Annotated in this window: 23 protein-coding genes; 16 read left to right on the top strand and 7 right to left on the bottom strand. The window is 55.9% G+C overall.

The annotated features are described in order from the left end of the window. Positions 1-19: 19 nt before the first annotated feature. The 12 genes from AC4EYZ_RS06930 to AC4EYZ_RS06875 all read left to right on the top strand — a co-directional run bounded on the left by AC4EYZ_RS06930 (position 20) and on the right by AC4EYZ_RS06875 (position 12,951). A complete protein-coding gene (locus AC4EYZ_RS06930) occupies positions 20-811 on the top strand; it encodes a MipA/OmpV family protein (RefSeq protein ID WP_022519847.1) in 792 nt (263 codons plus the stop codon). Positions 812-850: 39 nt separating this feature from the next. After that, complete coding sequence (locus AC4EYZ_RS06925) at positions 851-1,873, top strand: SDR family oxidoreductase (protein ID WP_490204191.1); 1,023 nt, start codon at positions 851-853, stop codon at positions 1,871-1,873. A gap of 183 nt (positions 1,874-2,056) precedes the next feature. After that, on the top strand, positions 2,057-3,043 hold the full coding sequence (locus AC4EYZ_RS06920; RefSeq protein WP_201304183.1) for an alpha/beta hydrolase: 987 nt from the start codon (positions 2,057-2,059) through the stop codon (positions 3,041-3,043). Between the two features lie 101 nt (positions 3,044-3,144). Next, on the top strand, positions 3,145-4,113 hold the full coding sequence (locus AC4EYZ_RS06915) for an SDR family oxidoreductase (RefSeq protein ID WP_138799656.1): 969 nt from the start codon (positions 3,145-3,147) through the stop codon (positions 4,111-4,113). 231 nt (positions 4,114-4,344) lie between these two features. Beyond that, positions 4,345-5,376, top strand: coding sequence for an alpha/beta hydrolase family protein (locus tag AC4EYZ_RS06910; RefSeq protein ID WP_212751653.1), 1,032 nt, complete (start codon positions 4,345-4,347; stop codon positions 5,374-5,376). A 79-nt stretch (positions 5,377-5,455) separates the two neighbouring features. Then, on the top strand, positions 5,456-5,920 hold the full coding sequence (locus AC4EYZ_RS06905; RefSeq protein WP_474191380.1) for a (2Fe-2S)-binding protein: 465 nt from the start codon (positions 5,456-5,458) through the stop codon (positions 5,918-5,920). A gap of 10 nt (positions 5,921-5,930) precedes the next feature. Then, positions 5,931-8,249: a xanthine dehydrogenase family protein molybdopterin-binding subunit gene (locus AC4EYZ_RS06900; RefSeq protein ID WP_474191381.1), complete on the top strand. Its 2,319-nt coding sequence runs from the start codon at positions 5,931-5,933 to the stop codon at positions 8,247-8,249. Positions 8,250-8,290: 41 nt separating this feature from the next. After that, on the top strand, positions 8,291-8,983 hold the full coding sequence (locus tag AC4EYZ_RS06895; protein WP_144810449.1) for a DedA family protein: 693 nt from the start codon (positions 8,291-8,293) through the stop codon (positions 8,981-8,983). 167 nt (positions 8,984-9,150) lie between these two features. Further along, on the top strand, positions 9,151-9,570 hold the full coding sequence (locus AC4EYZ_RS06890; protein ID WP_414121280.1) for a class I SAM-dependent methyltransferase: 420 nt from the start codon (positions 9,151-9,153) through the stop codon (positions 9,568-9,570). Between the two features lie 289 nt (positions 9,571-9,859). Further along, entirely contained in the window at positions 9,860-10,255 is a 396-nt protein-coding gene (locus AC4EYZ_RS06885) for a c-type cytochrome (protein ID WP_138799662.1), read from the top strand. A gap of 20 nt (positions 10,256-10,275) precedes the next feature. Continuing rightward, entirely contained in the window at positions 10,276-10,728 is a 453-nt protein-coding gene (locus tag AC4EYZ_RS06880) for a (2Fe-2S)-binding protein (RefSeq protein ID WP_138799663.1), read from the top strand. Between the two features lie 3 nt (positions 10,729-10,731). Beyond that, positions 10,732-12,951, top strand: coding sequence for a xanthine dehydrogenase family protein molybdopterin-binding subunit (locus AC4EYZ_RS06875; protein ID WP_474191382.1), 2,220 nt, complete (start codon positions 10,732-10,734; stop codon positions 12,949-12,951). A 34-nt stretch (positions 12,952-12,985) separates the two neighbouring features. On the opposite strand, the gene AC4EYZ_RS06870 is transcribed toward AC4EYZ_RS06875, so the two are convergent. Next, complete coding sequence (locus tag AC4EYZ_RS06870) at positions 12,986-13,897, bottom strand: AraC family transcriptional regulator (protein ID WP_138799665.1); 912 nt, start codon at positions 13,895-13,897, stop codon at positions 12,986-12,988. A gap of 124 nt (positions 13,898-14,021) precedes the next feature. Between AC4EYZ_RS06870 and AC4EYZ_RS06865 the strand changes: the two genes are divergently transcribed. Further along, the gene (locus AC4EYZ_RS06865; protein ID WP_490204190.1) at positions 14,022-14,969 is read left to right on the top strand and encodes a quinone oxidoreductase family protein; all 948 of its coding nucleotides are present in this window, start codon (positions 14,022-14,024) and stop codon (positions 14,967-14,969) included. A gap of 112 nt (positions 14,970-15,081) precedes the next feature. Here the strand turns inward: AC4EYZ_RS06865 and AC4EYZ_RS06860 are convergent, their stop codons facing one another. Continuing rightward, positions 15,082-16,014 carry an alpha/beta fold hydrolase gene (locus AC4EYZ_RS06860; protein WP_474191384.1) on the bottom strand — a complete coding sequence of 311 codons (933 nt, stop codon included), beginning with the start codon at positions 16,012-16,014 and terminating at the stop codon, positions 15,082-15,084. A 90-nt stretch (positions 16,015-16,104) separates the two neighbouring features. After that, positions 16,105-17,325, bottom strand: coding sequence for an MFS transporter (locus AC4EYZ_RS06855; protein WP_474191385.1), 1,221 nt, complete (start codon positions 17,323-17,325; stop codon positions 16,105-16,107). A 176-nt stretch (positions 17,326-17,501) separates the two neighbouring features. Here AC4EYZ_RS06855 and AC4EYZ_RS06850 point away from each other — a divergent pair, with 176 nt between their 5' ends. Both AC4EYZ_RS06850 and AC4EYZ_RS06845 read left to right on the top strand, forming a co-directional pair. Continuing rightward, positions 17,502-18,119, top strand: a complete 618-nt coding sequence (locus AC4EYZ_RS06850; protein ID WP_474191386.1) for a TetR/AcrR family transcriptional regulator — start codon at positions 17,502-17,504, stop codon at positions 18,117-18,119. 14 nt (positions 18,120-18,133) lie between these two features. After that, a complete protein-coding gene (locus AC4EYZ_RS06845; RefSeq protein WP_474191393.1) occupies positions 18,134-18,337 on the top strand; it encodes a zinc-binding dehydrogenase in 204 nt (67 codons plus the stop codon). A 191-nt stretch (positions 18,338-18,528) separates the two neighbouring features. Here AC4EYZ_RS06845 and AC4EYZ_RS06840 read toward each other — a convergent pair whose 3' ends face one another. The 3 genes from AC4EYZ_RS06840 to AC4EYZ_RS06830 form a co-directional block, all read right to left on the bottom strand. Further along, entirely contained in the window at positions 18,529-19,350 is an 822-nt protein-coding gene (locus AC4EYZ_RS06840) for an SDR family NAD(P)-dependent oxidoreductase (protein ID WP_474191387.1), read from the bottom strand. 81 nt (positions 19,351-19,431) lie between these two features. After that, positions 19,432-20,304 carry an aldo/keto reductase family oxidoreductase gene (locus AC4EYZ_RS06835; RefSeq protein WP_474191388.1) on the bottom strand — a complete coding sequence of 291 codons (873 nt, stop codon included), beginning with the start codon at positions 20,302-20,304 and terminating at the stop codon, positions 19,432-19,434. A gap of 53 nt (positions 20,305-20,357) precedes the next feature. Continuing rightward, the gene (locus AC4EYZ_RS06830) at positions 20,358-21,416 is read right to left on the bottom strand and encodes an aldo/keto reductase (RefSeq protein ID WP_474191389.1); all 1,059 of its coding nucleotides are present in this window, start codon (positions 21,414-21,416) and stop codon (positions 20,358-20,360) included. A 170-nt stretch (positions 21,417-21,586) separates the two neighbouring features. Here AC4EYZ_RS06830 and AC4EYZ_RS06825 point away from each other — a divergent pair, with 170 nt between their 5' ends. Next, on the top strand, positions 21,587-22,543 hold the full coding sequence (locus tag AC4EYZ_RS06825; RefSeq protein ID WP_490204189.1) for an AraC family transcriptional regulator: 957 nt from the start codon (positions 21,587-21,589) through the stop codon (positions 22,541-22,543). 172 nt (positions 22,544-22,715) lie between these two features. On the opposite strand, the gene AC4EYZ_RS06820 is transcribed toward AC4EYZ_RS06825, so the two are convergent. Then, positions 22,716-23,729 carry an XdhC family protein gene (locus tag AC4EYZ_RS06820; RefSeq protein WP_490204188.1) on the bottom strand — a complete coding sequence of 338 codons (1,014 nt, stop codon included), beginning with the start codon at positions 23,727-23,729 and terminating at the stop codon, positions 22,716-22,718. Positions 23,730-23,740: the final 11 nt, after the last annotated feature.

Here is a 23,740-nt window from a genome sequence, read left to right as displayed (position 1 = left end):
TGGCTATGAGGGTCACAGAATGAATATGTTAGCTCGAATACTATTGCAACTCGCTTCTAGCGTACTTCCTATCGCCGCGTTCGGTCAGGAGGTCTCGGCACCCTCCGTCAGGTGGTCCGTCGGCGTCGGTGCTGCAGCTATCGACAGCCCTTATGCAGGCGAAGGATTACGTGTCCGACCATTGCCGCTGATCAGCTACGAGGGAGAGCGCATGTTCCTCCGGGGTACCTCCGGCGGTGTGCATTTATACCAGTCTCGTCAATTAACGTTCGATGCGATTCTAGCTGCGCGGCTTTATGGGTTCGATATCGACGATCTGGGACGTTCGGAGCTTCTGGTCAATGGCGTGGATCCTGACCTCTTGAGTGATCGCGATGACGGCATAGATGCCGGTTTTCGCACGACCTTGGGCTCGTCGTGGGGTGCGGTATCGCTTGAGGCTGTTCACGACGTTTCAGATGCCAGTGAAGGCTATGAAATCTCGCTCGACTATCGCAATACGTGGCAATTCGGCCGAGCTGCGCTCACAGCCAATGCGGGGGCAAGCTGGATGTCCTCCGATTTCGCGGGCTACTACTTCGGGGTACTGGATGAAGAAGTGGCGCGCGGGGTCGCAGAGTACTTGCCGGGTTCTGCTGTTGTTCCGCGTATTGGCCTGACGATGGCGCATTCCGTTGGATCATCGCAGTGGCAACTCCTCGGGTCGGTCGAGTACCAGTTCCTGCCGAGCGAACTTAGAGACAGCCCGCTGCTGGAGCCTGATCAAAATGGCGTAGGACGCCTCGTTCTGGGGTTGAGCAGGCGTTTCTGATCTATCGATATATAGCAAACCAAAAATGAGGAAAGAAAAATGTTTAACGTATTACGAATCCGTGTCGCCGCCCTTGGTGTGCTGTTGATGTGTCTATTTTTTGCGGGTGCCACGCTGGCGCAGAACCCACCCAAACCGGATTGGAGTCTGGCCGATATGCCCTCCCAGGAAGGACGCATTTTTCTGGTCACTGGCGGAACCAGCGGCATGGGGTATGAAGACGCAAAAGCCCTTGCAACTGCGGGGGCCCAGGTGGTGATCGCTGCGCGCAATCCCGAGCGGGGACAGGAGGCGATTGATCAGATCAAGCAGGAGGTGCCTGATGCTCAGGTGACCTTTGAACCCTTTGACTTAGCCGATCTGTCCTCGGTTCGTGCCCTGGGCCAACGCCTCAACACTTCACTCCCTCGATTGGATGGTCTGATCAACAACGCCGCCATCATGGCGCCTCCAGAGCGCAGTACGTCCGCAGAGGGCTTTGAGATGCAATTCGCCATCAACTATGTCGGGCACTTCGTCCTGACTGCAGAGCTATTACCGCTGTTACGCAACAGTGATGTGCCTCGCGTCATTACGCTGTCGAGTATCGCTGCCCTCCGCGGCAGCATCAATTTTGACGATCTTCATTCCGCTCAGGCCTACGAACCAATGACGGCCTATGCGCAGTCCAAACTGGCGGGCCTGATGTTTGCATTCGAACTGCAGCGGCGCAGCGCTGCGGCAGGCTGGGGCATCCAGAGCATGGCCGCCCACCCCGGTGTTGCGGTAACCGAACTGGTTGCTCGCGGCCCCGGATTGGATAGTGAGCAGGGGCGCCAGTGGTCTGCCAACCGCGAACACCTCCAGACGGCAGCCCAAGGTGCAATGCCGACGCTATATGCTGCCACTGCGCCTGACGCACAAGGTGGCGCCTACTACGGGCCGACTGGAGAACGGGAGGTTAGTGGCCCGCTTGGCCTGGCGACCGTCCCCTCTGTGGCCAATGATATTGCGATCGCTGCTCGCCTGTGGGCGGTCACCGAAGAGATCGCCGGCACACATTATCCATCAAGTGCCCCTTAACCAATCCTGACTAAGCTGATCTGCCGTTCATCCAGCTTGTTAACCATGGTTTAGCGGTGACCTTTTGAAGCAAGCGACATGGCTGGGTCGAATTTATTGATTACCAGTAAAGGCTTCCCTGTCGCCGTATGCAGTATCCCAGTGCATACGGCGGCCTCAGCCAATATAAGCAGGAGAGTCAGTATGAAACGCATTTTTTTTAGAAACAGAGCCATCGAACTGGCCGGAATTATCCATTTTCCTAACGGATTCGACGAAACCAAAACCTATGCTGCACTCGTTCTAGCCACGCCAGGTAGTAGTGTAAAGGAGCAGGTCGGCGCGATTTACGCAATGAAGATGGCGGAGCAAGGATTCGTGACCCTTACTTTCGATCCGTCATATCAGGGAGAAAGTGGCGGGGTGCCGCGAAATCTCGAAGACCCATCCGTTCGGGTCGAGGACATCCGTTGCGCCGTTGATTATCTGATGACACTGCCTTTCATAGACGAGTTACGTGTTGGGCTGCTGGGAATTTGCGCCGGTGGTGGATACGCGGTCAAAGCGGCGCTTACCGACCGGCGCTTCAACGCCATTGGAACGGTCGTGGCTAATGATATAGGTCGAGCATTCCGTGAGATGCAGACAAGGGAAGACCTCCTCAAAATGCTGGAAGAAATAGGCAGGCAGCGTACAGACGAAGCACGCGGAGCCGAACCGAGGTTTGATCCTTGGATTCCTGACAGCATAAAAGTAGCAGAAGCCGTTGGCATCACGGATCCGGAAGTACTAGAAGCTGTCACGTTCTATCGGGAGTCGCGCTATCGCCACCCCAACTCTAGTAATCGCTTGCTCTTCACCAGCTATATCCACCTGCTCGGCTTTGATGCCTTTAACTTGGTACCTGAACTGCTGACGCAGCCTCTTCAAGTGATCGTTGGGGGGCGCCGCGGTAACACTGGTCAATACAAAAATGGTAAAGCGCTGTTCAATAGTTCACCTGCCGCTGAGAAAGACTTCTTCGTTGTAGAAGGGGCCAGCCACTACGACTTGTACCACAAGCCCGATTACGTCAATCAAGCCATTGAACGTCTCACTCTGTTCTATTCGAAACATTTAAGTCCTAGTCCGTCATATCTGACGCTTCTGGAAGCCCAGGCTCGAACACAACCTTCGTGCCGAGCGTCTTAAACGCAAATTAATCTCGCCAGTAAATACTGCTGCATACGGAAATGCCTATGAGCTGATTTATTCACTCAACTGATCTTTCTTCTTAACGCGAGGTACGCCCCATGACCAACTGGACAGATTCCGACATCCCCTCTCAATGTGGCCGTACCGCGGTCGTCACTGGCACAGGTGGGCTTGGACTAGAAACCGCATTGGCGCTGGCTCGCGCTGGCGCGAGCGTCATCCTTGCAGGCCGAAACCCATCAAAAGGGGCGGCGGCCATTGATCGGATTCGCCATGATGTTGTTAACGCGAATGTGTGGTTTGAGGAACTAGATCTCGCTAATCTCGATTCAATTGCAGCATTTGGTAAGCATCTGCACTCCTCATTTGACAGCATCGATCTCCTTATCAACAACGCAGGGGTTATGGCGCCCCCAGATCGGAAAATGACGGCCGATCATTTCGAACTACAGTTTGGTACGAACTATCTTGGCCACTTTGCTTTGACGGCCCAGCTATTGCCGCTTCTGTGTAATGGTAATCATCCGCGTATCGTCACTCTATCAAGCGTTGCCGCTCGTAGCGGTGCGATCGACTTCGACGATTTGCAGTCCGGGCGCAGCTATAAACCAATGGTTGCCTATGGCCAGTCAAAACTGGCCTGCTTGATGTTTTCTCTCGAATTGCAACGTCGCAGCGATGTCGCAGGATGGGGCATCCAGAGTATTGCGGCGCATCCAGGCGTTTCACGCACCGACTTGTTGCCCAATGGCGCTGGAGCACAAAGTGTCGTGGGGATCATCCGTCGTTACCTTTGGTTCCTGTTTCAGCCAGCAGCGCAGGGGGCGTTGCCAACACTTTTCGCCGCTACGTCACCGCAGGCGCAAGGTGGTGCCTATTACGGACCCGATAGGTTTGGTGAAACCCGAGGCTATCCTTCCGCGGCCAAACTTCCTCCACAAGCACTGGATCTAGAAGTTGCAATCAGGTTATGGGAGGAGTCGGAACGATTGACGGGAGCACTGTTTTCCCTTGAGGAAATTCAGAATTCTAGCGTCGCTGATAAACGAAATATAAGCCTCCATTGATTCGCTGGCCGCTAGCGAGTCTTTAGTCTGCCGCCTTTTTTCGTATCTCTCTCAAATCTACTACTACAGCCTTCTATCAAAGTAGCGTAGTGCGGAACCAGACAACTTATGAACGATATCCCAATACATCGACCAATAGCTCCAGATCGATCCGCTGAGTTCAGCGGCACACCGATCTCTACAGTGATTGTAAAAAAACAGGTAAACATGTGGCGGCGAAAAGTGAGCGCCATGCTTTTATTAGCGGGGTTGGCCGTACCGTACTCGGCGGTGAGCGCGCAGTTAATAGAGTCAGAGCCCACCTATTCAGTGACTGATTTCGACTGGGTGGATCAAGATCGTTCGCGCCCGGTACCCGCACGACTGTACTGGCCTACGGCGGCTACGCCTGAAATGTCGGTGCCGTTGGTCGTGTTTTCACACGGCATCGGTGGTTCGCGGGAAGGTTACAGCTATCTCGGAAAACACTGGTCGGCCCAGGGCGTTGCCAGCCTACATGTACAGCACGTAGGCAGTGATGAGGAATTGTGGCGAGGCAATCCATTTCGGATGGTCGATCGCCTGCAGGCTGCAGCGCGGGAAACGGAGGCCATCGAACGTGCCGCCGATGTACGCTTTGCGCTTGACCAAATGCTCTCGGATGAAATGGGCAGCCGCGGTGTTGCAGTTAACCGTCAGCGCCTCGTTATTGCAGGCCACTCATACGGCGCGAATACCACACTACTCACGATTGGCGCGCAAGTTGTGAGAGAAGGCCAAACGATTGACTACTTGGATTCACGCTTTTCCGCGGCAGTCTTGATCTCCGCTCCGCCGTTCTATGGGGAGTCCGACGTGGCAACGGTGCTTAACAATGTGTCGATCCCTACCATTCACGTCACTGCGACCGATGATGTGATCCAGATCCCAGGCTATCACTCGGGCATAGAGGATCGGATCGATATCTTCGATGCGATCACCAGCCCGAACAAGTTTCTGGCCGTTTTTCGGGGCGGTTCCCACAGCATATTCACTGATCGCACCCTTACCGGCGGTCGTGCGCTCAACGCCAAAGTTAAAGTCGCCACCGCCGATTTGGCCTTAGCTTTCTTCGACTTAGTCTTTGAGGGCGACGGTGAAGCGCTTGCGGAATGGCAAATCACTTGGCAGTCGATCTTGGCGAGGGCTCCAGAACCGATGTCGCATGATTCTGCACAAGGTGACAGCCACGACAGCCACTGGACTAGCGACGAGCTACTCATAGCCAGCATGAACTTCATGTAAGTGCCCACAAGGGGGTAGGCGATTTAAGGTCTATCAGCCGATTACCTATGCAAAACGGGTAAAACCGAGGAGAAAGAGCATGGTTGAGTTTGTGGTTAATGGAGCGTCGGTAAGCGTCGAGACAGATTCCAGCAAGCCCCTTCTTTGGGTACTTCGTGAGGATCTGGAAGTGCTCGGACCGAAATACGGATGCGGTATTGCTCAATGCGGGGCTTGCCGTGTCCTCATTGATGGAGTGTCGAGCTTTTCCTGTATAACGCCGGTTGGCTCTGTGGCAGGCGCATCGGTAGTCACTGTCGAGGGTCTTGCGGATGCGGAAGGTCGTTTATCGATCATTCAGCAAGCCTGGCTGGATGAGCAGGTGCCGCAATGTGGTTATTGTCAACCAGGTTTCATTATTGCTGTCACAGCGCTGCTGGAATCGACGCCGCGACCAACAGATACCGACATTGATGAAACGATCACCAATATTTGTCGCTGCGGCACTTATCCGCGTATTCGCCGTGCCATTCATCGTGCCGCCGCCATGCTAGCCGAGCGCTGAGGAGACAGTCATGCCTCTTTTACTTTCCCGACGTGCCTTTCTGCTCACCGGTGCGGCCCTTGGTGGCACCGCCCTTGTTGCCGCTGTAGGTGGCGTCGGATACCTAGCGTCGGTCGATGTGGATGGCCTCGATGGATATGTCGATGGTGATCGTGCTGTGCTCAATGCGTTCCTTACTATCCATGAAGATGGCCGCGTAGTGGTTAACGTACCACGTACCGAGATGGGGCAGGGCATCCATACCGGTCTCGCCATGGTGGTGGCCGAGGAACTTGATATTCCCTTCGATGACCGTATCAGCGTTGAGTTTCCGGTCGAACCTCTGCCTGCCTATGCTAGCTGGTTCAACGTCTTGCAACAGCGTCCCGAGGAAGCCAGCGGGCCTGTGGTCTGGGTCGGACGGCGGGTGCTCGGGCTTCTTGGCTTTATCGCGACCGGCGCCTCGGCATCAACGATGGCACTGTGGTATCCGATGCGTGTGGCAGGTGCCGCTGCCCGACAGATGCTGCTTGCCGCCGGTGCCGCGCGTCTTGGCGTCCCGGTAAATCAGCTGACAACCGCCGATGGTTTTGTTCGGCACGAGGCCTCGGGCCAAAGTTTGTCCTATGGCGAGCTGGCTCGAGAGGCATCTGTTTTGCCGCCGCCCAATGATCCCCCGCTGAAACCGGCATCTGATTGGCGGCTGATTGGCCGGTCGCAGCCCCGTGTGGATCTTCCCGCCAAGATCCGAGGGGAGCCGGTCTTTGGAATGGATGTGGTTCAGCCTGGCCTGCTGTATGCCTCTATCCGCCATGCGCCGGTTTTTGGAGCGCAGGTGGCTCGGGTCGTGAACGAGGCTGAGGTGCGTACCGTTGCCGGCGTTAGAGATGTCGCGATCATTGATGGGCGTCAGGTGGCCGTCGTGGCTGAATCCTGGTGGCGTGCTGAACAGGCAGCCCAGCGTCTCGATATTGAGTGGGCGCAAACCGACGGGGATGGCATTAACAGCGCCGAGATGTCCGTAAGGCTGCAAGCTGCGCTTGGCAGCGATGCGCCGTACGAAAATATCAATGACGGTGATGTGGAGGCCAGCATAGCTAACAGCTCCATGTCTGTAATCGAGAAAACCTATGAGGTTCCCTTTCTGACGCATGCCTGCATGGAGCCGATGAATGCGACCGTGATCGTACGTGAAGATGGGACGGCCGAGGCCTGGGTTCCTTCCCAGTCTCCCCTGGGGGTGCGTACCGGTGTGCAGCGAGGAACGGAATGGGGAAGCGTAGAGCCCACCTCAATCACATGCAACATCACCATGAATGGTGGTGCTTTTGGTCGACGCGGTGATCTAGACGTTGCGGCCCAGGCAGCCTTCCTGGCCACTCGGCACCGAGGCCGGCCGGTCAAGCTGATTTGGTCGCGTGAGGAGGACGTCGGCCGCGGCCTCTACCGCAGCCATGCTGCCGCACGCCTGCGTGCTGTCCTAGGGCCCGACGGTCTGCCCAGCGCTTATGACGCACTGGTTGCGGCTCAATCGGTCATTGAATCTGTCGCTGGCCGCAACTTGCCGTTCAACCCCGGACCCAACGGCGATCGTCTGACCGTCGAAGGGGTGGACAAGCTGCACTATGCCATTCCCAACCGACGCATTCGCAGCCAGCATGTGGCCAGCCACGTGCCGATCGGGCTCTGGCGCTCGAACGGCTTTTCTTTCAATACCTTCTTCACCGAGAGCTTCATCGACGAATGCGCACTGGCGGCGGGGAGAGACCCATTGGACTACCGCCGTGCCTTGCTTCGAAACAGTCCGCGACATTTGACCGTGCTCAATCGGGTGGCGGAGATGGCTGGATGGGGTTCAGCCATGGCCCCCGGCCGTGGCCGCGGCATCGCCATCGAAGAGTGCTATCGCAGCGTGGTCGCCCAGGTTGCTGAAGTCACTGTTGGGGAAGATGGTGTTGTCACCGTGGATCGCGTTTTCTGCGCTATCGATGTAGGAATGGTGATCAATCCTGATGCTGTGATCGCTCAGATGGAGGGTGGAATCGCCTTTGGCGTGACAGCCGCGCTGATGAGTAGCATTACGCTGGAAAGTGGCGCGGTCGTGGAATCGAATTTCCACGATTTCCCGATGCTGCGCCTAGCGAACGCACCCGAGATTGAAGTCACGATCGTCGACAGCGGCCTGCCGCCTGGCGGGGCGGGTGAGCCCGGCATCGTGCCCATCGCAGGGGCCATCGCCAATGCCATTCAAGCCGCCACGGGCCGACGGATACGCTCACTGCCACTGACCACTACTGAAACCATAGCTGAACGCCGCACGCGAACCGTTCTACCTACCTCTGCGGTGTGAAGAGAGGGCTCACAGTAGCTTGTGACAGGAGAGTACAACCTATGAACTTCGATCCAGTTAGTACTGTTACCGCATGGCTCAGTGCCTATGGTTTGATCGCACTTTTCGCTATCACTTTTGTGGAGCGTTTCGTTCCGGTAATACCTTCTTATGGATTGCTACTTGCTGTTGGGATTGCAGCAGCGGAAGGAACTTGGTCGCTGTCAATTGCTTTCCTGGTGACCGTTACAGGCAATACCTTAGGGGCGACCCTCTGCTTTTACATTTTTAGAGGGCTTAGCGAGCTCCGCTCTAGGCGGCTTCTCAACAAATTAGGGCGACTCTTCGGGATGTCTGCCGATCGCATCACACAATGGGTTGCATCTTTCTGGCGACACCAGACCGTACTGGCCTTTGCGCTCCAGCTCGTGCCTACCGTCAGGCTATTCGCTCCTGCCTTTGCGGCTCTTCTACGCTGTCACTCAGGGAGTTTCCTGTTGGCCTCGGCTGCTGGAGTCGTGATTTGGAACGGCCTATTTATTAGCATCGGTTACTTCGCTTCCCATTGGTCAGCTGCTGAAAATACAACGGTTCTAACCCTGGTAGCGCTCGGTTTTCTGTTGTGTTTAGAAATTGCCCTGTTTTGGCTTATGCGACGGGTATCAAGTCGGCGGAATGTAATAAGAAGCACCGAATGCGCGCATGCAACCGACTTTCTTCCATCTATAACTCGCGTTCAGGAGCATCGGTTATGAAGCAGTGCACGACGACGAATGCGTCATTAAGTTTTTTCCTGGCATGGGCCAGGAATCCTCTACTTGTCGCTTCCGTTTTACCCTCTGGAAGTGCGCTAGCTGGCCTTATCACCTCAGAAATTTCGCGCGAAACGGGGCCCGTAATAGAACTTGGGCCTGGAACCGGGGTGTTTACCCGAGCTCTGATTGCGCGTGGTGTTAAGCAAGAGGATCTGACGCTGATTGAGTCGATGCCTGAATTTGCGGCGGCACTCAGTATCCATTATCCGCAGGCCCAGATATTGAGGATGGACGCCACTCGCCTTCGTATGGTCGACCTTTTCGAAGGGAGACCGGCTGGTGCGGTTATTAGTGGTCTTCCTTTACTTTCTATGTCACCGCGTAAAGTGATCGCGGTTCTGTCGGGGGCGTTTCGTAAAATGAGGCCAGAGGGTGTGCTCTATCAGTTCACTTATGGTGCTCGCTGCCCCGTTTCACAGCGGTTCCAGCATCATCTTGGGATTAAAGCGGAACTGCTAGGCCGCACGTTAGCCAATCTTCCCCCGGCGACGGTCTACCGTTTCCGTCGGGTCACTTCCACGCATTAGCTACCAGTGCTTGGGTCAGGTCATGCTGATATTGCCGCGTGTCATTTTATTCGGTTTTGCTGACAGGAAAATTGGATTGACCCGTCGACGTCCGTGCCAAAAACGGAGGATACATAGCTGCTCGCCTGAACAATACCAGCACGTCTGGCAGTGATTCCATCAAGTATCCTGGACGATCGCAAAGATAAAACGGATTTATGAGCATAGATAGTACTTCTCCGACGGCCTATCTTTTAGAGGCGCACGAAGCAACCTCCTCTCACTGCAGCCCTGATATGGATATAACGGCATGAAGACTACCAACGAATCCCCTCATTTTGCCGCTTTGCTGCTGTTCGCCACGGGCATATTAGCGGTTTTTTTTGCCCTGGCGACTGCTGTAAAGGCGCAGGAAACTGGCAGCGAGAGGCTCTTTCAACAACGATGTGGTTCCTGTCACAGCCTTCAGATTGGCCAGAACGGAATTGGCCCGCATCTCGCGGGTGTTATCGGCCGCGCTGCCGGCAGCATCGAAGGGGCCCGCTATTCGGATGCTATGCGTGATTCAGGCATCGTCTGGGACAATCGCTCGCTCGACACGTTTCTTGCAGCGCCGCATGAGGTGGTTCCAGGCACTCGGATGACCGTCACCGTCCCCGACGACACTCAGCGTGCGGCGATCATCGACTATCTCGAAAATCAGTAACCCTCCCAGGAGAAGCCGTCATGACAGCGTTTACAATCAATGGGCGTGTGGTGGATGTCGACGCCGCGCAAGACACGCCGCTTCTATGGGTGATCCGGGAGCATCTGCAGCTCACTGGCACCAAGTTCGGCTGCGGCATCGCGCAGTGCGGAGCCTGTACGGTTCATATCGATGGCGCGCCGACGCGCTCCTGCGTGACTTGGCTCGAGGACGTGGCTGGCCGTGAAGTAACAACGATTGAGGGGCTGTCGCCAGATGCGAGCCATCCGCTTCAAAAGGCCTGGATCGACGAACAGGTGCCGCAATGCGGCTATTGCCAGTCCGGACAGCTCATGCAAGCAGCGGCACTTCTTGAGAGCAACCCCAATCCCACGCGTGAGCAGATCATTGAACATATGGACGGTAATATCTGCCGCTGCGGAACCTATGTGCGGGTTATCAGCGCCATACAGCTCGCCGCACGGGAGGCCTGAGACATGACCAAGACAGTCAAGATTTTCAGTCACGCGATTTCTCGGCGCAGCTTCCTTATTTCGGTTGGAAGTCTCGGCGTTGCGGTTGCATTCGGCGGCCTAGTTCGTAATGCCTTTGGCGCAACAATGTCGTTGGTCGGTGAGGGCGATTACCTCCCGAATGCGTGGGTGACCATCGCGGGCGATGGAACCGTGACGATCATGTCGCCTGCCTCCGAGATGGGGCAGGGCATCATGACCACTCTGCCGCTTCTCATCGCGGAAGAAATGGATGCTGATTGGGAGATGGTTCGCATTGTTCAGGCTCCATCCGATGCGGATAAATACGGCAATCCTGGCTTCTATGGCATCCAGCTCACGGGCGGCAGCGAATCTACGCGCGGCTATTATGAGCTGCTACGGATTACCGGCGCGCAGACCCGTAAGGTTCTCCTGTCGAGCGCGGCCAACATGCTGGACGTGTCAGTGGGCGAGCTCACAACAGAGCCGGGTAGGGTCGTACATGCACGAACCGGCCGCTCACTCAGTTATGGCCAGATCGCCACAGATGGTTCGCTTCCCGATCCGCTGCCGCAGGTAACCGAGGCCGATCTGAAGCCGACCGATCAATGGCGCTATATCGGCAGGCGTGACATCCACCGCATCGACCTCCCTTCGAAGGTCGACGGGAGTGCAGTCTATGGCATTGATGTGCAGCTTCCCGACATGCTGTATGGCGCAGTATTGCGGGCGCCTGTCCAGGGTGAGCAACCCGAGAGAATTGACGACTCGGAAGCCAGGGCCCTGCCTGGCATCACGCATATTGTTCCGCTCTCCTACGGGGTCGGTATCATCGGCGAGACGGTCGAGGCGACGCGGCGGGCCAAAGATCTGCTTAATGTGACGTGGAGCACATCCTCACAGGTTCGCAACTACACAAGCGACCGCCTGCTGGAACATTATCGCGATGTGGGGCGCGATCTCTCGCAAACGGGCGTTGAGGCGTTCTCGGAGGGTGATGCAGATTCCGCGATCACGAATGCGGCAACGGTCATTGAAGTCGACTACATGAGCGATCTGGTTTGCCATGCAACCATGGAACCGATGAACGCCACGGCGCTGGTGACTGGTGACACTGTTGAAATCTGGGCGCCCACGCAGGGACCGACGGGCACGCAAGGCTTTGCTGCAGAGGTGGTCGGCACGACGCCGGATAAGGTCAAGGTGAACGTGACCCTGCTTGGTGGTGGTTTCGGCCGCAAAGCCGAGGCAGACTTCATCGTCGATGCCGTGTCGCTGGCCAAGGAGGTGGAAGGACGTCCGGTCAAGGTCATCTGGAGCCGCGAGGACGATGTCCGGCACGATAAATTCCGACCACTCGAAGCGCAGCACATTCAGGTTGGTCTCGACGTCAATGGAAATATCACTGGCTGGCGGCACCGTATTGTGGCCGATTCCATTTTTGCTCGTACGAATGCTGAACTGTTCGCAAGCGCGGGTGGGCATGACGACGTGGTGACCGAGGGCGCGCATTTCAACTACACGGTGCCAGGGCACCGGATCGAGTATATCCGTCAGGATAATGGCTTGGATATCGGCTTCTGGTTCGCCGTCGGGGTTGGCTACACCAGATTCAGTATCGAATGCGTTATCGATGAAATCGCAGCCGCTAGGGGAACTGATCCTCTGCAGCTCAGGCTCGAACTCCTGAAGGATCAGCCACGGGCGCGCAACGTCATTGAGACCGTTGGCCAGATGGCCGAATGGGATCGTGAGCGTGATGACCGGGCGTTAGGCCTCGCCTATTCCGATGCCTTTGGCTCTCATTGTGCGCAGATTGCGGAAGTGTCGCTCAACCGGGAAACCGGTGTGATTAGAGTGCATAAGGTCTGGTGTGCTGTAGATCCAGGGGTGGCGATCCAACCGCGCCACATTGAAGGCATGATGATCGTGGGCATCACAAACGGAACCGGCCACGCGCTATTCGAGCAGATCAACATCGTCAATGGCGAGGTGCAGGAAGGAAACTTTGATACCTATAGGGTGATTCGTATGTCAGAGGCGCCTGAAATCGAAGTGGCGGTGGTGCCGACAAGCGGGAGTCCGGTTGGCGGCATAGGCCAGGCTGGCCTGCCGCCGGTCGGGCCAGCAATCGCCAACGCCGTGGCGCGCCTCACTGGCGGCGTGCGGCTCCGGCACTACCCTTTCCTACCTGAACGGGTAAAGGCGGCACTCGGCGCCTGATCGCCTGAAGTGTTGTGCGATCACGATGTCCGACTCACCACGTGGCTTTGATATAACGCCCTGGTGATATGCCCATAACGCGCTTGAAAGCCGTATTAAACGCATGCTCGGATTCATAGCCGACTGACAGGGCTATTCGCGCTAGCGTGTCACGACCGTGAGTGAGCTGCTCCCCCGCAAGCATCATTCTCCAGCGCGTCAGGTAGGCGATGGGAGTCTCACCTGCCTTATGGCGAAAGCGCTCGGCAAATGTAGAGCGTGACATCCCTGCTTGTGTCGCTAGCTCCTGAACTGTCCAGGAGTGTGCAGGGTTCGCATGCATCGCTCTGAGTGCTTTACTGAGTTGAGGATCTTCAAGCGCGGCAAACCAACCAATGTCATTAGAAGATTGCTCCGATAGGTATAACCGTAACGCTTGTACTAACATCATGTGTGCCAGCTGTTGTGCCACCAAGGATGAACCGGGGCGGGCCTCTTGCAACTCTTCCATCATCAGTTCGATCGACCATCGTAGTCTGGCGCGATCAGCCGAGGTCTCGACCCGCATCAGGGGTGGTAACGTTTGCAGCAGTGCCTCTGCGTGACGTCCATTGACTTCGAAACGGCTGCCCACCAGAAATACGTCGCCACCACCGTTATAGGTGACGATTTCGCCGCTACGAGAGGGATCAAGTACTTCGCTGGCTCTTTTAGGCTCGGTGCTCAAGTCGCTGCCTATACGTACGGCTTTGCCACTGGGCAAGACAAAACAGTCACCAGCCTGGAGAAGCACTGGTGCTTCCATATCTTTCATTGACAGCCAGCAGGCGCCTTGCATGACGGCATAGCATTTGATTCGACCAGCTAGATCATCGAGTGTGAGCGCCCATGCACCGCCTGCATCGAAGCCAGCGGTGATATAGCTACGGGGCTTTAGCATTGAGAGTACTTCAGAAAGAGGATCCATATATTTCTCGGACGAATGCGTAAAAAAAGTGGACTTTAAAGTATAGATCGTTCGGTTGATTCTGCCTACATTGCCAATGCGGCAATTCTTCAGTGGGAAGAATCAATATTCAGGAATAAACATCATGAAAGCAGCTGTTGTGAATAAATTCGGTGCTCCACCATCGTTTGAGGATTTTCGCGAGCCAGTGGCCGGTGAGGGGGAGTCGGTGGTCAAGGTGAATGCCACTGCGCTAAGCCCTATTGTGAAAGGATTAGCGTCAGGCAAACACTATGCGAGTGGTGCAGAAGCCGGATTCATACCGGGTGTTGACGGCGTAGGAGTCGACGCTAGCGGACGGCGCGTCTACTTTCTTTTCCCCAAGGCACCGTTTGGTTCTATGGCAGAGCAGTCATTGGTTACCAATCACATGATGGTGCCAGTGCCAGATGAGTTGCCTGACATACACGCAGCATCCATAGCCACGGCTGGGCTAGCGTCCTGGATCGCGCTTACACGTCGAACCAAATTGCGAAAAGGTGAAACGGTGATGGTGCTGGGTGCGGCAGGCTCAGCTGGTGGAATGGCACTTGATACCGCTCGATATTGTGGCGCAGGTAAGATCATCGCCGTCGGCCGTGATGAGAAAAAACTTCAAAGCCTCAACGCTGATGTGAAGATCGCCCTCAATGACGGCAGCGAGGCAGCATTGCGTGAGCAGTTTAACGAGCGGGTCGATATTGTGCTCGACTTCCTATGGGGTGAGCCCGCTGTACATGTTTTAAGGGCCGCCACTCTAAATCGTGGCTCGGGTGCCGGTGAACCACGTCTCCGCTATGTGCAACTCGGCACCGTGGCGGGAGATGAGATCCTCATTCGCGGCGATATGCTGCGTAGTTCAGGGTTGGAGCTGATCGGAAGCGGCATCGGCAGTGTGGCTGTCAATGAACTCATCCAAGGTGCTGGCGAGTTGCTTGCCGCTGCACCGGCAGCTGGTTTCCATGCCCCGCATAAATGCTTACCGCTTAGTGCTGTGGCAGAGGCCTGGGGCGGAGATCCAAGCGTTCGTTATATTCTCACTCCTGATTCGTAATACAAACAGTGTCTTTTTGATAAAAGGGTGAAGGCTCTTGATATGATGCCATCGGGATCTTGTAGATCCCGATGGTTTTTAAAGCACTAAACGCAAGAAAGTGTAGGCTCTCTTAGTCTCTATTCAAGAACTCCATCACAGCTTTGTTCAGTGCTTCGGGACACTCTTCAGGCAACCAGTGGCCACCACCATGGAGAACGATGCCTGTCACGTCGCTGGCGTAATGACGCATCATATCAATCTGATACTGTCCCATACCGCCATGATCTCCACCGCCGATGGCAAGTGCAGGAATAGTGACCTTTGTCCTGGCCAATTCGTTATTATCTTTTACGCCTTGATTGAGTACCCGGTAGTACTCGAAAGCGGCATTAAGGCTGTGTGGTTTGGCATACGAACTGGCATACAGGTCAAGAAGCTCCGGTGTGAATACCTCCTTATTGGCGGCATGAACTTTGATGAAGTGTTCGAAGAAGATGCGCTCCTTGCCTGAGACCAACTTCTCTGCCAACTGCTGCTCTGCGGCAAAGAAACTGAAATGCCATACCAATGATTCACCTTCGGGGGTAAAAGCGGGGAACGAGTAAATACTGTCGCCAGGGATCGGTGCCTCCATGTAGATAACACGACGAATAGCATTCTGATGCTGCACCAGCATCGGGTAGGTATTCCAGATGCCGATATCATGGGCGACCAGATCAAACGTCTGATTGCCACTGAATTGTTTGGCAAGCTTATAGAGCAGCACTGCAATATCGGTGGCTCTATAGGAGGGGGGAACAGCCGACTGGCCCAGACCTGGCAAGTCTGGTGCAACGACGGTGAAGCTTTTTGCCAGCGCGGGCATCAGTTGGTGCCACTCATACCACGTTTGTCCAAAACCATGCACCAGATAAACCAGTGGGCCCGATCCGCCTTTGACGTAATGAAGTTTAACGCCGTCGATGGTCTGATACCCACTAGTGAATCCATCGGGGATCGGGAATTCATCAGCGGGGCAAGTAGATGAAGCATTAGAAAACGTATTGCTATGATGTTGGGACACGGATTGATCCTCAATTAATTGATTGGTGGAAAGATAGGCAGAGATCCAGATGGTTACTGCTAGATTGGTAAAAGAGGTTTAGCGATAGGCTTAGTGACTAATTGAAGGGCTCTCTGCGGTGCGTCGTCCTGGTCGGAAACCATGTATTTTTGCCGACCAAGCGATAGCGAGTCCTACTAGGAGCAACAAGGTAAGAGCTAATGGAAATGAGCCAGCTCCCCATGTTTGCAACAGAAAGCCTCCCAATAACCCACCGCCAGCTATAGAGCTGTTCCAGGCCACTACATTCATGGAAAGTGCTACATCAGAGCCGCTACCGGCAGTATCAGCGAGCGCCGTTTGTAGTAGCGTTGCCGCGCCACCAAAGGTAATGCCCCATACTGCGACGCCCAGGTAAACAACAAGGGGATTCAGCGTACCCAAACCGAACACCAACGTCGTTAGAGCAAATGCTGCCAAGCTTGCCAGTACGGTTGCGCGCAGAAAGCTCTCCACCAGCTTCCCGGTGATCCAGATCCCGGCGAGGGCCGCCGCGCCAAATGCTAGTAAAACAAGGTCAATGCGATCGGTAAGCCCCGCAGGGGCAACAAAGGGCGCAATGTAGGTATAGAGAATGTTGTGAGCGAGCATCCACGCTATAACAACAGCCAGTACCGGTCTGACGCCGGCTGTCGTAAACACTTTCAGCAATGGCATACGTTCGTGGGAGGGCTGACCGGGGTAGTCAGGAACTTTGGCGAGTACCCATGCAATCAAGATGAGCGCTAAGGCTGACATTATCCAGAACGCCGCTCGCCAGCCGATAACTGAACCCATAAAGGTTCCAAGAGGAACTCCCAAGGAGAGTGCGATGGGTGTTCCTACCATTGCCACTGCCAAGGCGCGTCCTTGCTGATGAGGCGCCACCATTCGTCTTGCGTAACCAGCAAGCAGGCTCCACGCAAGTCCCGCGGCAACCCCGGCGAAAAAGCGAGCGGCTAGCGTTAACCAGATGTTAGTGGAAAGCGCTGTCGCTGAATTGAAAATGAGAAAACCAACAATGGTTATTAATAACACGTTACGGCGCCGCCACCCGCGGGTTGCAATCGTGAGTGGGATAGCAGCTAACAAAGATCCCAGCGCATAGGCCGTTACCATTTGACCCGCGAGTGCTGGACTAATGCCAAAGCCCTGGCTGATTTGAGGCAACAAACCCGCGGGCATCGTCTCTGTGACAATGCAAATAAAGCCCGTCATGGCCAAGGCCAGCAGTCCCGCGAATGGTAGACGATCAGGTTCAGCTGCTTCTGCCTGTGTGGATAAGTAGCTCACAACAAAGATCCTTTAGAAAGTTAAGTAATTTCCGGGCAGCGTTCAGTGCGGTGACACCCTGAGGTTTGCTATATATGTATCGATCGGTATAAATATATGCGCGCCGAGAGTCCCTTGTCAAGGATTTATATACCGAATAGTATGTTAGTTAAGTGGAGTAATTTATGGAGTTCAATATGGCAACGATGGGCCGGCCTCGAACCTTTGATCGCGATAAGGCAGTGGAGGAGGCGATGTACATCTTTTGGCAGAATGGCTACGAATCTACGTCATTGAGCCAATTAAAGGCAGGTATTGGCAACGGTATCTCTGCCCCCAGTTTCTATGCCGCTTTTGGTTCTAAGGAAGCGTTGTTTCAGGAGTGCGCACAACGTTATTTGTCCACCTATGCACTTGTGACGGAATCCTTGTGGGAGGAGGAGCTTGCTCCCCGCGACGCCATTGAAATTACCCTGCGGCGCTCAGCTAAGATGCAGTGTGAACGCGGGCACCCTAAAGGCTGTATGGTTGGGTTAAGCGTCATTAGCACACCTTCGGATGAAAATGCCGCTGTGATTGCTCCATTAACCCGTTCACGTGCAAGAACCCGCGCGGGTATCGTGGCTTGCGTGAAACGCGGTATCGAGAGCAGCGAGCTGCGGGCTGACACCAATGAGCGTGCCTTATCCACGGTGTTTGACTCATTTTTATTGGGACTTTCTACACTAGCTCGAGACGGTATTCGCCACTCTGTCCTGGATACTGCCATCACCCAAGTGATGTTAGTGTGGGATGCATCGAGAACCAAGGGATAGAGCTGTTGAGTTAGATAAGAGCTTCACTTAACGTCACTGTCGGCTTCGTATTCCATGCTTCCGACGGCCAGCGCTTGGCGCGAGTATCGAAAGCTATCGACCAGTACGGTCTACGGATCCTTGTGGATCGAACGGTACCGTTTACAGAGTTCATTCCAGCATTCCGACATCAGGCCTCAGGACGTGCACGGGGAAAAATCATCATCACATTCGATTGAGCTTGACCGCAGCCGCCAGCCCCGGTTCGGAGCTTGATAAGGAGAGTTGTCATGCAGGCAACTAGCGAAACAACCAGACGCGATCTGTTGAAGCTGATGGTTCTAGCTGGGATTGCCGTGGCATTGCCCCAGAGGGACTAAGCACAGGATGAGCAGGAGGGAGATATTGAATACCTCCGAGATTGCGGTATTTACCGGTTCAGTCCTGTTAAGTCCTCGCTGAGAGCCCGCAGTGTACGGCGCGCCGATGCATCATATACTTGCGATGTCGCGCGTGACTCGCGCTGACCGTCGAAATATCGGCCGGTTGTCGCCGCGCGATCCCTTCCGGTTGTAAGGGCGATCACAGCGGCCGCCCCCGTACCAACTGATGTGCTCGGCGTGATGCCGGCCTGCCGCACCATAGTCGTATTCATGTGAGTGCCGGGGTGGAGGGAATTGGCGATAATCGCTCTTGCGTCCAGCCTCTCCGCCAGGTCGATCGTGTACATGATCTGTGCGACCTTGCTTTGCCCGTAGGCGCGATAACCCTGGTAACCGTGCTTGAGCATCACATCGTCGAAGTCAATGGCGCTCTGGCCTGCTGAAGCGACGGTCACAATGCGCGAAGGATCCTCGCCACCGCCCGCTTTGAGCAAGGGCAACAAGCGTTCCGTCAGTAAGAAGGTCGCGAGGTAGTTGATCGCGAAATGTCGCTCGTAGCCATCCGTGCTTTCTCGGCGTGGCCCATCGGGCTTCGAGATTCCGGCATTATTGACGAGAGCGTCAAGATGAGAGCATTCCGCGTGAACCGCATCAGCGAGTCTATGCACGTCGCCAAGAGAGGCGAAGTCCGCCTCAAAGAACCGGGCGGTTCCTCCAGCCTGTTCGACGGCATGGACAGCGGCCGCTCCGCGTCGCGTATCACGTCCGTGCACCAGAATATGCATGCCGGGTCGCGCAAGCTCTTCGACGACCCGACGGCCAAGTCCATCGGTTGAACCCGTCACGAGGATTGTCTTGTGTGCGCTCATGGTGTTTCCTCCTGTACTTCAGATTGTTGTCAGCAACATCTTCTCTTATAGGGGGGGCGGTATTACCCGTGTTGCTTCCACTCAAGCTTCGCTGGCAATGCGATTGAGATTGTTGACCGATTCTTCCGGCAAAACCAACTGTGCGGCAGCCAAATTTTCCTGTAGATGTACCATGGATGATGTTCCAGGGATTAACAGGATGTTTGGGGATCGCTGTAACAGCCAGGCAAGAGCAACCTGCAAAGGCGATACCTGCAACGTTTCTGCCTCTTGTTGCAGAATTGTAGACTGCAGCGGTGTAAAGCCTCCTAAGGGGAAGAAAGGGACATAGGCAATTCCATCCTGTGCAAGCTGCTCGATGAGAGTATCGTCATGTCTGTGGGCAAGGTTGTAATGGTTCTGCACACAGACGATAGGCGCAATGGCGCGGGCCTCTTCGATTTGCTTTTCGGTGACATTGCTGACACCCAAATGGCGAATAAGCCCTTCTTGCTGTAGTTCTGCAAGTACTGAAAAGGGTTCAGAGATGGAACCTTCAGCCGGACCGTGCGCAGAAAACATTGCCCGCAAGTTCACCACCTCTATCTGCTCCAAGCCTAGATTAATCAGATTGTCGTGGACTGCCTGCGTAAGCTCAGCCTTAGAGAAGGCCGGAAGCCAGTCACCTTTGTCGTCACGCCGGGCGCCGATTTTTGTGACAAGCGTTAACTCCTTGGGATAGGGATGCAAGGCCTCCCGAATGATTCGGTTGGTGATGTGGGGGCCATAGAAGTCGGACGTATCAATATGATCCACACCGTATTCCACGGCTGCTCTAAGTAGGGCAATGGCGCTCTCTTTGTCCTTCGGTGGGCCAAATACGCCGGGGCCGGCCAGTTGCATTGCGCCATATCCCATGCGTTTGATCTGCCGATCACCTAATTTAAAGGTGCCTACCTGTTCGATGTCGTTCATGAAAGTCTCCTGTTTTTGATTTCCGCCACAAGGGCATAAACACGGCACTGCCTTCAGCTTTCTCCTTGCTCACCACGCACAATGGCCGCCCGCTCCTGGGGATTACGCCGCCGCAGGGATGTCTGGGCGATCGCAGGCGGGACATAGGCCGCTCCTTCCAGCGGCGCCACATCAACGCCCGGCGGGACTATTTCGTCGATCCGGTCGAGGATTTCATCGCTTAACTGCACCTCCGCGCCGGCGAGCAGATCGTCGAGTTGCTTGGGCGTGCGGGGGCCGATGAGGGCGGATGTAATCGCCGGATGCGTCACGACGAAGGCCAGTGCCATGTGGGTCAACGACAGGCCCGCATTTTCGGCCAGCGGGATGAGCTGCTCGACAGCGTCGAGGCTGGCTTCGTCGGACATCGCCTTGGGGAAATATTTCGCCCGCAGCGAGTCCGGTTGCTCTTCACCCTTGCGGTATTTGCCTGTGAGCATACCCTTAGCCAGCGGGCTCCAAGCCATCGCTCCCATGCCATAACGCTGGCAGGTGGGCAGCACCTCCCGCTCGATCGAACGGTTGAGAATAGAGTAGGGGGGTTGTTCTGTGCGGAAACGGGCCAGTCCGCGTCGCTCGGCGACCCATTGCGCCTCCACGATGGCGGAAGCAGGAACGGTCGACGCGCCGATGGCGCGCACCTTGCCCTCGCGCATCAGGTCGGTGAGAACCGACAGGGTTTCCTCGATATCGGTATCCGGCGCCAGCCGATGAATCTGATAAAGGTCGATGTGGTCGGTCTGCAGGCGGCGCAGCGAGTCTTCGACCGCGCGGGTCAGCCAACGCCGCGACCCACCCCGGCGGTTAGGGTCGTCCCCCATCGGGAGAGAAGCCTTGGTGGCAAGGACGACATCGTCTCGCCGCCCCTTCAGTGCCTTGCCAACGATCTCTTCAGATTCGCCCTGGCTGTAGGCATCGGCGGTATCAATGAAGTTGATGCCGAAATCCAGTGCCTTGTGGATCATGCCGACGCATTCATCGTGATCAGCATTGGCGATTTTCCCGAACATCATCGTGCCCAGGCAGTAGGGGCTGACCTGAATGCCGGTACGGCCAAGTTGACGATATTGCATGGTGCTCTCCTCGTATGATGGCAACGGTGCAGGTGAATCATGTTCACAACAGTTGCGGGAGAGATCCCCGCTGCAGAGCGCCTCTGGCATCTGCCATGAGTCGAGTATGGCAAGCCGAAGCAGGATGAACTACAATAAATCGTCCGTATTTAGTTTGCAGGTGTCCTGTGTTGCTCGATCCGCTTGCCCAGGTAGTCACGCTCCTTCAACCCGCTACCCCGTTTTCGAAACGGGGTAGCGGCGCCGGTCGTTGGAGAGTTCTCCGCACAGAGGTCGGGCACCCTTTCTATTGCGCCATTCTTGAGGGAGCATGCCGTCTCAAAGCCGACGGGCACGACGAGATCGTCCTCGAAGAAGGGGATTTCGTGCTCCTCCCCTCCGCGTATAACTTCTCAATGTCGAGCCACTCGCCCACGACCCCCGAAGACATCGTTCATACCTCCATCGTGTTACCCGATGGCGAACACAGGGTCGGCAACCCAGACGACTCTCCCGATGTCCGCTTTCTGGTGGGTTACTGTGTCTTTCGCTCCCCGGATGCGGCTCTGCTCTCGTCGCTGCTCCCCAAGCTTGTACACGTTCGGGGAGTGGATCGGCTGGCCACTCTCATGCAACTCGTCGGCGATGAAGCGCGTGCGCAGCGACCGGCGCGGGATGTGGTTCTGGAACGCCTGCTGGAAGTCCTGCTCATCGAGGCCCTTCGCTCTGACGGTAAGACGAACACCTCGCCCGGGCTACTGCGTGGCCTGACCGACGAGCGGATTGCGATCGCAATCCGCCGGATACATGAGAGTCCCGAGCAGCCCTGGACGGTTGCACAGCTTGCAAACGAAGCGACACTCTCCCGCTCCGCGTTTTACGAGCGGTTTGGTCGCGCGGTGGGCATGGCGCCAATGGAGTACCTGCTCGCCTGGCGTATGGCCTTGGCCAAGGATTTGCTGCGCAGAGAAAAAGCCAGTATCGCTGACGTCGCCGAACGGGTTGGCTACAGCTCCGCCAGCACCTTTAGTGTCGCCTTTAGCCGTCATGTCGGGCTTCCGCCTGCCCGTTATGCCCGGGGTGCTTCGTTTGACAGGCTGCTACAGGCCGAAGCCGATAGCTCACCAGAGACCGGATCCATTGCTTGAGCCGAAACTCTTAGGCAAGCAATCGCGGGCGGTCGGCTGAGCTTTCACCTTTAGGATCCCAGTTCACCATCGACTCGAGTTGCTTTGGCTAAATGATCCAATTTAGCCTGTGCTAGCGAAGTTGGCAGGTGGCATATGCACCGCTCCCGGTGATGACATGACTGAGGAGCGCTCAGACGTTAGTGCATGACGAAGATTTAAAAAGGTGTGTGTCTGGAACGTTCGGCATATCGGCGAGCAGCGCAAGCGCGGTCGAACTCAAGGGAGATCGTACCTTGCGTTGATAGGCTTCTACGATCTCGGCGAGTATGGACACTGCAAGCATTGACGCATCACGCATTGATGGGATCAACCCAACGGGGCCATGGATTCGTCTGATCTGTCTCTCGGTAAAACCGATTGACTGAAGCCTCTCACAGCGCCGCGCATGGGTAGCTTTGCTGCCAATGGCGCCGATATAGAAGACGGGGCCTTTAAGCGCTTGGGCGAGTAGGGCTTCCTCCCAGTCCACGTCATGGAAGGCGAGCAGAAATGCCGTCCATGGATCATCGTCCAGCTTGGGAAGCGCTGATGGAACCGTCAATAACGTGACATGGCCGATGCCTAGCCGTTGGGCATCCTGGGCTTCGGCAGCGTCGCGGAGTTGCAGTTCGGTGTGGATGCCGCTTGCCGTCGCCAGCCGGACAAGCGCCAGACTATCGGCGCCGCGCCCGGCGATGCGCAGGCGGAGCTTGGGTATGTACTGAAAAGACAGAGTGCCTGGGGTGGGCAGATGTCCCAATCCGAGCGAGCCCGAGTCAGAAAGCGTGATCGATACCGGCTGGCGCGAGGCGAGCTGATCATGGCAGGCACGCAGAACACTGACCTGGGCGTTGGGAAGTACGCAAACGTCAATGGCACCACCGCAGGGTAGCGGCAAATCGATGAACGGTGAGCCCTTGCCGTACCTCAGGCGTTTGATCCCCCCCGTGCTAAGCGCTTGCCGCGCATGATGGGCCACATCCGCGTCGATGCACCCGCCTGAAATGTAGCCGCAACGGTCACCCGTGGCAGACACGGCCATCAGGGCGCCCGGCATGCGCACGGCACCACCTTCCGTCGCGGTCACGATAACGAGAGCTGTCTTGCTTTCTCTGCGCCAATCGAGCCACTGTCCAAGGACATCCTGCGCGTGTTCCAGATACATGTTAGGCCTCG

Source organism: Vreelandella sp. 162(4c) (genome assembly GCF_058152265.1).
This window is presented reverse-complemented; position numbering and strand designations above follow the sequence as displayed.